We start from the raw sequence: 10,102 nt of genomic DNA on the forward strand, positions 1-10,102 counted from the left end.
GCGGCCCCGTCCGGCGGCTTCGCGCACGCGCCGTGTCCCGGCCAGGGAAACGCCATGACGAACACACAGGAATCGCCCGAGCTGACCCCGAGCGCCCCCCACGCACCGAGTGAACCCACCGCCGACGACCGTGTCGCGCGGATACGGCGCCGTCTGGAGCGGCTGATCGGAATCGCCGCGACCGAGGGCAACGCGCTGACCGTCCTGCGCAACGGGGACGAGATCTTCCCCGCGATGCTGGCCGCGATCCGGGCAGCCGAGCACACCGTCGACATGATGACGTTCGTCTACTGGAAGGGCGACATCGCCCGCGAGTTCGCCGAGGCCCTCGCCGACCGCGCCCGCGCCGGGCTCAGGGTGCGGCTGCTGCTGGACGGGTTCGGCAGCCGGCTGATCGAGACCGAGCAGCTGGAGACGATGCGGCGGGCGGGGGTGCAGGTGGCGTGGTTCCGCAAGCCGCGGCATCTGTCCCCGCTGAAGCAGAACCACCGCTGTCACCGCAAGGTCCTCGTGGTCGACGAGGAGACCGCGTTCACCGGCGGGGTGGGCATAGCCGAGGAGTGGTGCGGCGACGCCCGCGACCCGCACGAGTGGCGCGACACCCATGTCGAGGTCCGCGGCCCGGCGGTGGACGGCATCGCCGCGGCGTTCGCGCAGAACTGGGCCGAGTGCCACGACGAACTGTTCGACGAGCGGGACCGGTTCATCGAGCACCGCCCGAAGGGCGACGCGATCGTGCAGGTGGTGCGCGGCTCGGCCAGCCTGGGCTGGCAGGACATGCAGACCCTCATACGAGCGATGCTGGAGTCGGCCGAGGAACGCTTCCGCCTGGCCACCGCCTATTTCTCCCCGGACGCCTACTTCGTCGAGCTGCTGTGCGCCGCCGCGCGACGCGGGGTCGACGTGGAGATCGTGCTGCCCGGGCCGCACACCGACAAGCGGGTCTGCCGGCTCGCCGGGCAGCACTTCTACGAGGACCTCACCGCGTGCGGGGTGAGGATCTACCAGTACCAGCCGACGATGATGCACGCCAAGGTCATCACCGTCGACCGGGTCGCCGCGCTGATCGGTTCGACCAACTTCAACCGCCGCTCCCTGGAGCACGACGAGGAGGTCATGCTCGCCGTGCTGGACCCGGCTTTCACCGCCACCCTGGACGAGCACTTCGACGAGGACGCGGCGGCCAGCGAACTGATCAGGCCGGGCCGCTGGAAGCAGCGCTCCCTCCTCCAGCGGGCCCGCGAGGCGGCCGTGCAGCCCATCCGCCGGTTCCTGTGACCTCCGGCGCCGCGGGAGCGGTTCAGCCGCCGCAGGCCGACCCTTGGAACGGGGGCAGGCCTCTCTGGCCCGGGATGCGAGGGACAAGCCTGCCCGTTCGGCTGCCGGGAGTCGTCAACTGCGCGCGGTATCCGGCGTCAACCCTCCGCGGTACGGAGGCCGAGCCACGGCACCCGATGGCCCGCGGTGCCCGGCGGTGAGCTGGTCACCCACCGCTCGGGTCAGGTCGATTCCCGCTTCACCAGCTCCGTCGGGAGGATCACCGCCGCCGGGTCCTCGCCCCCGATCTGGGCGAGCAAGACGCGTACCATCTCGGCGCTGATCCGGTCCCAGGGCTGCCGTATGGTCGTCAGCTCGGGGCTCGCGGCCACGGCGGCGGGGGAGTCGTCGAAGCCGCCGACGGCGACGTCCTGCGGCACCCGGCGCCCGGCCCGCTGGAGCGCGGTGAGCACGCCCTGGGCCATCAGGTCCGAGGCGACGAACACGGCGTCCATGTCGGGCGCCTGGGCGAGCAGCCGCTCGGCGCCCTCCTCGCCGCTGGCCCGGCTGTAGTCGCCGGAGACGATCAGGGCGTCGTCGACGGGCAGGCCCGCCTCGCCCAGCACCTCCTTGTAGCCGGCCAGCCGCTCCACACCGCCGGGCGTGTCGAGCGGGCCGGTCACCATGCCCACCCGGCGCCGGCCGAGGGACAGCAGGTGCCGGACCATGTCCCGGGCGCCGTCCCGGTCGTCGGCGGCGACATAGCTGACCTTCGAGCCCAGCCCGATCGGCTTGCCGCAGGCCACCAGCGGCACCCCCGCCTCGCGCAGCTCCTGCGCTACCGGGTCGCCGGAGTGGCTGGAGACCAGCAGCACCCCGTCGACGTGCCCGGCGGTGATGTACCGCGTGATGCGCCGCCGCTCGTCCTCGGTGCCCGCCAGCATCAACAGCAGCGCGATGTCGTGCGCGGCCAGCGCCTGGGTGCAGCCGCGCAGCAGGACGTTGAAGTTGGGGTCCTCGAAGAACCGCTCCTGAGGCTCCGTCAGCAGGAAGCCGACCGAGTCCGAGCGGCCGGTGATCAGGGAGCGCGCGTGCCGGTTCACCACGTACCCCGTCTTGCGGATCGCGGCGTTGACCGCCTCCTGCGCCGCCGGGCTGACGTAGTGACCGCCGTTGAGCACGCGCGAGACCGTGCCGCGCGAGACACCCGCCTCGCGCGCCACGTCGTGAATCGTCGGCGGCCTGCGCCGACCCCCCGTATGGCTCATGGTCATGACTTTACGGCCCCGGACAGCAGGTCGAGGCTCCAGAACCGCTGGATGACCAGGAACAGCGCCACCAGCGGGAACACCGCGAGGAACGCGCCGGTGATCACCAGCGTGTACAGCGCGGGCGTGTTCGAGCCCTGCTCCAGGAGCGTGTGCAGACCGAGCGTGATCGGGAACTTCTCGTCGTCGCTGAGCATGATGTACGGCAGCAGGAAGTTGTTCCAGATCGCCACGAACTGGAACAGGAAGACCGTCACCAGGCCCGGCACCATCATCGGCAGCGCGATCCGGGTGAAGATCCGCCACTCGCCGGCGCCGTCCATCCGCCCCGCCTCCACCACGTCGGCGGGCACCGCGGCGGCGGCGTAGATCCGGGCGAGGTAGACGCCGTACGGCGAGAGGATCTGCGGCAGCAGCACGGACAGGTAGGAGTCCGTGAGGTCGGCCTTCGCCAGCAGCAGGTACTGCGGGATCGCGAGGATCACCGGCGGCATCAGCACACCCGCGAGCAGCACGTTGAACATCGTCTCGCGCCCGCGGAAGCGGTACGTCGCCAGCGCGTAGCCGGCGAAGGACGACACCGCCGTGGACAGCAGGGCGCCGAGGATCGCGTAGAGGGCGGAGTTGCCCATCCACTGCCAGTACACGCCGTCGCGGTAGGCGTTCAGGTCGGAGAGGTTCTCGGTGAAGCCGGTGCCCGGCAGGAACGTGAACGTGGAGAACAGCTCGCTGCCGGACTTGGTGGAGGCGATCACCACCCATGCCACGGGCAGCAGGCAGTAGACCGCGCCGAGCAGCAGCGTCACCGTCGGGATCAGCGCGATCCGGCGGGGCAGGGGCGGACCCTGGGCGGTGCCGGGGGTGGTACCCGCGGAGGGCTCGGTCTTACGGACGGCCAGAGTGCTCATCGTGCCGCCTCCTGCCTCTGACGTCGGTTCGCGGCCCGCAGGAAGCCGAAGGACAGCAGCAGCGTGGCCAGCGCGATGATCGTGGCCTGGGCGGCCGCCGCGTGGATGTCGCCCTTGCCGAAGGCGTCCTGGTACACCTTCATCAGCGGACTCCACGTCGTGGACACGGAGTTGGTGAGCGGCTTGAGGGTGGTGGGCTCGCTGAACACCTGGAGCGTCGCGATGATCGAGAAGAAGAAGGTCAGCACCAGCGAGGGCGCCACCATCGGGATCTTGATCCGCAGCGCGATCTGCAGCGGGGTGGCGCCGTCCAGCTTCGCCGCCTCGTACACCTCGGCCGGGATCGACCGGAGCGAGGTGTAGATGACGATCATGTTGAAGCCGGTGCCGCCCCAGACCGCGATGTTCGACAGGGCCAGGTACAGCGGCCCGCCGTCCAGCAGATCCGGCTGCGGCAGGCCCAGCCTGTCGAGCACGAAGTAGAAGGGGCTCACGTCCGGCAGGTACAGGAAGCCCCACAGCAGTGCCGCGACCACGCCGGGGATGGCGTACGGCAGGAAGATCGCGAGCCGGGTGAAGGGGGCGAGCCGCACCTTCTCGGAGTCGAGCATCAGCGCGAACAGCAGCGCCAGCCCCAGCATCACCGGGACGACGATGCAGCCGTAGCCGACGACGCGCAGCGCGCCGCCGAGCAGCTCGCTGTCGGTGAGGGCGGCGGTGTAGTTCTCCAGGCCCGCCCAGACCTCGCGGCGGGCGCCGGAGCCGAGGCCCAGGCCGGAGACCTTCACCTTGCGGAAGCTGAGCCAGACCGCGTAGCCGATGGGCAGCGCGAAGAACAGGGCGAACAGGATCGTGGCGGGGAGGAGAAAGAAGTAGGGCGCCCTTCGCGCTCGTTCGCGGGTGGTGGCGGGAGACGGGATGGCGTACGGGGCCCCCTTGACCCCGTATGCCTTCCGGCGTGCCGTGCTGGTCACTCCGCGACCTCGAAGCCCTGCTTCTTCAGGTCGGCGACGGTGGCCTCCTGCATGGTCTCCAGGGCGGCGGTGAAGTCCGACTTGTTCTTGGCGGCGGCGCCGAAGGCGTCCTTGAAGGCGGTGTAGGCGACGTTCACGTTCGGGCCCCACGCGGCCGGCGCGGTCGTCTGCGCGATCTCCGCGGCCTTGGTGTAGAAGTCGGCCTGGTTGGCGAAGTACTCCGGCGACTCGGTGAAGGCGCCGCTGAGCTGGGCGGCGCTGGAGGCCGGGTAGATGCCGCTCTCCTTGGCGAGCGCGTTCAGCGCCTCCCCGTCGGTGTTCAGCCAGGCGGCGAACTCGGCGGCGGCCTCCTTGTGCTCGGAGTCCGTGGTAACGGCGGTGGAGGAGCCGCCCCAGCTGCCGGTGACGTTCTCGCTCGCCGACCACTGGGGGAGCGGGGCCATGGCCCACTTGCCCTTGGTGTCGGGCGCGGCGGTGGTCAGCGTGCCCGGCGCCCACACGGCGCTGACCCAGGCGATCTGCTTGCCGGTGTTGAGCGCCTTGTTCCAGGCGGGGGTGTACATCGGCTGGTTGTCGATGACGCCCTCCTCGACGAGACCGCCCCAGAACTCGGCGACCTTGCGGGTGGCGGGGTCGTCGATGCCGACCTTCCACCGCTCGCCCTCGGTGGTCCACCACTTCGCGCCCGCCTGCTGGGCGAGGCCGGCGAAGAGGCCGGAGTCGTTGGCGGAGAAGGTGGTGAGGTCGGTGTCCGGGGCCTTCTTCTTCAGCTGCCGGGCGGTCTCGGCGAACTCGTCCCAGGTGGTGGGGACCTTCAGGCCGTACTCCTCGAACAGGTCCTCGCGGTAGTAGAACATCATCGGGCCGATGTCCTGCGGCACCGCGTAGACGGCGTCCGTGCCCAGGGTGGTCTGCTGCCAGACGCCCTCGGCGAACTTCTTCTCCGCGTCGCCGACCTCGCCCGATATGTCGGCGAGCGCGTCATTGCTGACCAGCGTGGGCAGCGCCTGGTACTCGGCCTGCACCAGGTCCGGCGCCTTGCCGGCCTTGTGCGCGGTGAGGATCTTGGTGACCAGTGTGTCGCCGGAGGCCTGCTTCTTCACCGTGACGGTGATCTGCTTCTCCTTGCCCGGGCCCTTGTTCCACAGGTCGACGACCTTGTCCATGCCGGGCGCCCAGGTCCAGTAGGTGAGCGAGACGGGCCCGGACCGGGCCTCGCTGTCCCCCTCCTCGCCGCCGCACGCGGCGAGGGCGGTGGTGCCGAGCGTGGCGGCGACGACGGTGGCCACGAGGCGAGAGCGCTTCGTGTTCGGCATGGATATCTCCCCTGACCTGGGCCCCCGCCTGTCGCGAGGGCCTGCCATGCTTCTGTGAGCGTTCACAGTAGAGAAACATCCCGGACACTTGTCAATGGTTGTTGCTGTGCGGTTATGTTGGCCCCGCACCGCTGTCCCTGTGTGTGCACGTTCCCAAATGATCGATTAATCGGGAGACATCCATGCCGGAGACCACCCCCAAGGGCCTCACCAGGCTCGCCTTCGGTGGGGACTACAACCCCGAGCAGTGGCCGGAAAGCGTCTGGCAGGAAGACGTCCGGCTGATGCGGGAGGCCGGCGTCTCCCTGGTGAGCGTCGGGATCTTCTCCTGGGCGCTGCTGGAGCCCGCCCGCGGGGAGTACGACTTCGGCTGGCTCGACCGGCTGCTGGACCTGCTGCACGAGAACGGCGTCCGCGTGGACCTCGGCACCCCCACCGTGGTCCCCCCGGTGTGGTTCTACCGCGAGCACCCCGAGGCGCTGCCGGTCACCGCCGACGGCACCCGCTACGAGTTCGGCTCCCGCGGCGCGATCTGCCACAGCAACCCCGACTACCGGGCCGCCGCCGCGAACATCACCACCAAGCTCGCCGAGCGCTACGGCGACCATCCCGCGCTCGCGATGTGGCACGTGCACAACGAGTACGGCGTCCCCGTCTCCGCCTGCTACTGCGACTGCTGCGCCGCCCACTTCCGCCGCTGGCTGGCGGACACCTACGGCACGGTCGAGGCGGTCAACGAGGCCTGGGGAACCGCTTTCTGGGGCCAGCGCTACACCGATCTGGACCAGATCAACCCGCCGCGCGCCACCCCCACCGTCGGCAACCCGGCGCAGGCGCTGGACTACAAGCGGTTCGCCGACGCCACCCTGCGCGAGAACTTCCGCGCCGAGCGGGACATCCTGCACCGCTTCTCGCCCGGCGTGCCGGTCACCACCAACTTCATGACCGCGCTCAGCCAGTGCGACTCCATCGACTACTGGGCCTGGGGCCGCGAGGTCGACCTCGTCACCAACGACCACTACCTGATCACCGACGGCCGCCGCACCCACGTCAACCTCGCCATGGCCGCCGACCTCACCCGCTCGGTCGCCGGGGGCGCGCCCTGGCTGCTCCTGGAGCACTCCACCTCGGGCGTCAACTGGCAGGCCCGCAACCCCGCGAAGGCCCCCGGCCAGATGGCCCGCAACTCCCTCGCCCATGTGGCGCGCGGCTCCGAGGGCGCCATGTTCTTCCAGTGGCGGCAGTCCCGGCGCGGCGCCGAGAAGTTCCACTCGGCGATGGTCCCGCACGGCGGCACCGACACCCGCGTCTGGCGCGAGGTCGTGCAACTGGGCGCCGACCTGGACCTGCTGGGCGAGATCCGCTCCACCCGCACCCGCGCGGACGTGGCCGTGCTGTGGGACTGGCACTCCTGGTGGGCGCAGGGCCTCGACTGGCGGCCCAGCGAGGACCACGACGCCCGCGAACGCGCCGACGCCTTCTACGAGGCGCTCTACGACCGCCACCTCACCGTCGACTTCGCCCACCCGGAAGCCGACCTCTCCGCCTACCCCCTGGTCGTGGTCCCCGCGCTCTACCTGATGACCGAGGCGGCCGGACGCAACCTCCAGGCGTACGTGGAGAACGGCGGCACCCTGCTGGTGTCGTACTTCTCCGGCATCGTCGACGAACACGACGCCGTCCACGAGGGCGCCTACCCGGGCGCGCTGCGGGACGTCCTCGGCCTGACCGTCGAGGAGTTCTCCCCGCTGCTGAAGGACCAGACGGTCCGCGTCACCGGCCCCGGCGGGAGCGAGCTGCGCGCCGACGTGTGGACGGAGTTCGTGGTGCCGCGCGGCGCGGAGACCGTGTGGACGTACGCCGACGGCCTGACCGCCGGCCGCCCCGCCGTCACCCGGCACCGCCTCGGCGAGGGCACGGCGTGGTACGTCTCCACCCGCCTCGGGGCGGAGGGTCTGGACGCGATCCTCGCCCGGGCCGCCGAGGACGCCCGCCTCGCGCCCCGCGCCGACCTGCCCCGCGACGTGGAAGTGGTCGTCCGCACCGGGGAGCCGGGCACCTACCTCTTCGCCCTCAACCACACCTCCGCCGACGCCAAGATCCCCCTGGAGACCCCCGGCACCGAACTCCTGACGGGCGAACGCGCCGCGGGCCGCCTGGAGTTGCCCGCGGGAGCGGTCCGGGTCGTCCGGCTGGACGGCTGAGCAGGCACCAGGGCCGGCCGGCCCCCGGGCCACCGGAGCCGGCCGGCCCTGGTGGCCACCCCGACTCCCCTCCACCCGTGCGAGCCGCAGGAGCCGCGGGTGGAGGGGCCGCCTCCACCGCTCCGGGCCGCCGGCGCCCGCGGACGGGGAGGACCCCATCACCCTCACGTCGAAGGGACGACGGACGACGATGTTCCATCCCAGACGCACCCTCAGGGCCCTGTTGCTGCCGCTGGCGGCGGGGCTCGCCCTGACCGCTCTCCCGGCGCCGACCGCCCAGGCGGCGAGCACGCTCACCAACGGGGGATTCGAGACCGACGGCACCGGAACCGGCACGCCCGGCGGCTGGTCGGAGTACGGCTCCACCGCGGCCTCCTTCACCGAGGCGGGCGGCCACAGCGGCGGCTACCGGCTGAGCCACTGGGCGTCCACCGCCTACAAGGTGGAGACGTACCAGTACCTCTCCGGCCTGACCAACGGCACGTACAAGCTGACCGCCTGGGTCCGCTCCGGCGGCGGTCAGAACGCGGCGTACATAGCCCTGAAGAACTGCGGCGGCGCCGAACAGCGCACCGACATCCCGGTCTCCGCGAGCGGCTGGCTGCGGATCGTCGTGCCGGTGAAGGTCACCACGAACCAGTGCACGATCAGCGTGAACAGCGACGCCAACGCGGGCAACTGGATCAACGTCGACGACCTCACCTTCGCCCCGGGCACCTCCGGCACCACCATCCACGGCGCCGACGTCTCCTCCCTCGCCAAGAGCGAGGCACTGGGCGGGGTCTACCGCACCAGCTCCGGCACCACCGCCGACCCGCTCGCCGTCATGAGGTCCGCGGGCATGAACTACGCCCGGCTGAAGGTCTGGGTGAACCCGGCCGACGGTTACAACGACAAGACGCGGGTCCTCGCCCTCGCCAAGCGCGTCAAGGCGCAGGGCATGAAGCTGTTGGTCGACTTCCACTACTCGGACACCTGGGCCGACCCGGGCGCCCAGTCCAAGCCTGCCGCCTGGGCCGGCCACTCCTACAGCCAGCTGAAGACGGACGTCTACCGCCACACGTACGACGTGCTGAACGCGCTGAAGGCCCAGGGCACCACCGCCGACATGGTCCAGGTCGGCAACGAGATCAACGGCGGCATGCTGTGGAACGAGGGCTCGACGGACAACTGGCCCCAGCTCGCCGGACTGCTCAACTCCGGCTACGACGCGGTCAAGGCGGTCAGCTCCTCCACCACCGTCGCCCTGCACCTCGCCAAGGGCGGTGACCTCGCCGGCACCCGCTGGTGGTTCGACTCGGCCGTCGCGAACGGAGTGAAGTTCGACGCCATCGGCCTGTCGTACTACGGCTACTGGCACGGGTCGCTGTACGACTTCCAGACCACCCTGGACGACGCCGCCGCCCGCTACGGCAAGCCGGTGTTCGTCGCCGAGACGGCCTACCCCTTCCGCCTCGACAGCGAGGACGCGCACGAGAACATCATCGACCTCCCCGGCGAGCTGGTCGCCGGCTACCCGGCCACCACCGCCGGGCAGACCAGGTGGATGAACGACATCACGAGCATCGTGGAGGCCGTCCCGAACGGCCGCGGGCTCGGCGTCTTCTACTGGGAGGCCACCTGGACCGCCGTGAAGGGCAACGGCTGGGACCCCACCGACCCGTCCTCCGGCAACGGCTGGGAGAATCAGGCGCTGTTCGGCTACGACGACCGGGCGCTCCCGGCGATGGCGTGGTTCGGCCACCGCTGACCCCGCCGGCCGGCCGCCGCTGACCCGCTTCGGCCACGGGCACCCACGGACCCGGGGGTCCGGCCGCGTGAGGACACTCCTCCGCGGCCGGACCCCCGGCCGCGCACCGCCCTCCGTAGATCGAAGGACCGTTCGATACCGGCCAAGAGGCACCGCGTCCGGGATGCGATGTCTCGACCCCTGCCGCACCGGGCAAACGGCCAGTGAGGGGCCCGATCGAGGGGGACGAGATGCTGAGGACTCCCGGCAACGACACACGGCTGCGCATCCTGGAATGGCTCAAGGAGCCGGCCGCCCACTTCCCGCACCATCCCACCGACCCGGTCGGGGGGGGGGGGCCCCCCCCCCCCCCCCCCCCCCCCCCCCCCCGCCCCCCCCCCCCCCCCCCGCCCCCCCCCCCCCCCCCCCCCCCCCCCCCCCCCCCC

The 10,102-nt window shown here is 71.2% G+C and carries 7 protein-coding genes; 3 read left to right on the forward strand and 4 right to left on the reverse strand.

Annotated elements, in window-relative coordinates:
• Positions 1 to 54 precede the first annotated feature (54 nt).
• On the forward strand, positions 55 to 1,278 hold the full coding sequence (locus AB0K92_RS11245; protein WP_365921613.1) for a phospholipase D-like domain-containing protein: 1,224 nt from the start codon (positions 55 to 57) through the stop codon (positions 1,276 to 1,278).
• A 221-nt stretch (positions 1,279 to 1,499) separates the two neighbouring features.
• Here the strand turns inward: AB0K92_RS11245 and AB0K92_RS11250 are convergent, their stop codons facing one another.
• From AB0K92_RS11250 to AB0K92_RS11265, 4 genes are read right to left on the reverse strand one after another with little or no spacing between them, the layout of a single operon-like run.
• Positions 1,500 to 2,531, reverse strand: coding sequence for a LacI family DNA-binding transcriptional regulator (locus AB0K92_RS11250; protein ID WP_365921615.1), 1,032 nt, complete (start codon positions 2,529 to 2,531; stop codon positions 1,500 to 1,502).
• Positions 2,528 to 3,433: a carbohydrate ABC transporter permease gene (locus AB0K92_RS11255; RefSeq protein ID WP_365921617.1), complete on the reverse strand. Its 906-nt coding sequence runs from the start codon at positions 3,431 to 3,433 to the stop codon at positions 2,528 to 2,530. Before AB0K92_RS11255 ends, AB0K92_RS11250 begins: the two co-directional genes overlap by 4 nt.
• Positions 3,430 to 4,407: a sugar ABC transporter permease gene (locus AB0K92_RS11260; RefSeq protein ID WP_365921619.1), complete on the reverse strand. Its 978-nt coding sequence runs from the start codon at positions 4,405 to 4,407 to the stop codon at positions 3,430 to 3,432. Before AB0K92_RS11260 ends, AB0K92_RS11255 begins: the two co-directional genes overlap by 4 nt.
• The gene (locus AB0K92_RS11265; RefSeq protein ID WP_365921621.1) at positions 4,404 to 5,723 is read right to left on the reverse strand and encodes an extracellular solute-binding protein; all 1,320 of its coding nucleotides are present in this window, start codon (positions 5,721 to 5,723) and stop codon (positions 4,404 to 4,406) included. Before AB0K92_RS11265 ends, AB0K92_RS11260 begins: the two co-directional genes overlap by 4 nt.
• A 182-nt stretch (positions 5,724 to 5,905) precedes the next feature.
• On the opposite strand from AB0K92_RS11265, the gene AB0K92_RS11270 reads away from it, so the two are divergent.
• Both AB0K92_RS11270 and AB0K92_RS11275 read left to right on the forward strand, forming a co-directional pair.
• Complete coding sequence (locus tag AB0K92_RS11270) at positions 5,906 to 7,927, forward strand: beta-galactosidase (RefSeq protein ID WP_365921623.1); 2,022 nt, start codon at positions 5,906 to 5,908, stop codon at positions 7,925 to 7,927.
• 190 nt (positions 7,928 to 8,117) lie between these two features.
• Positions 8,118 to 9,677 (forward strand): arabinogalactan endo-1,4-beta-galactosidase, encoded by a 1,560-nt coding sequence (locus AB0K92_RS11275; RefSeq protein WP_365921625.1) that lies wholly within the window; start codon positions 8,118 to 8,120, stop codon positions 9,675 to 9,677.
• Positions 9,678 to 10,102 lie beyond the last annotated feature (425 nt).

This window comes from Streptomyces sp. NPDC052687 (genome assembly GCF_040678395.1).
GTDB lineage: Bacteria > Actinomycetota > Actinomycetes > Streptomycetales > Streptomycetaceae > Streptomyces.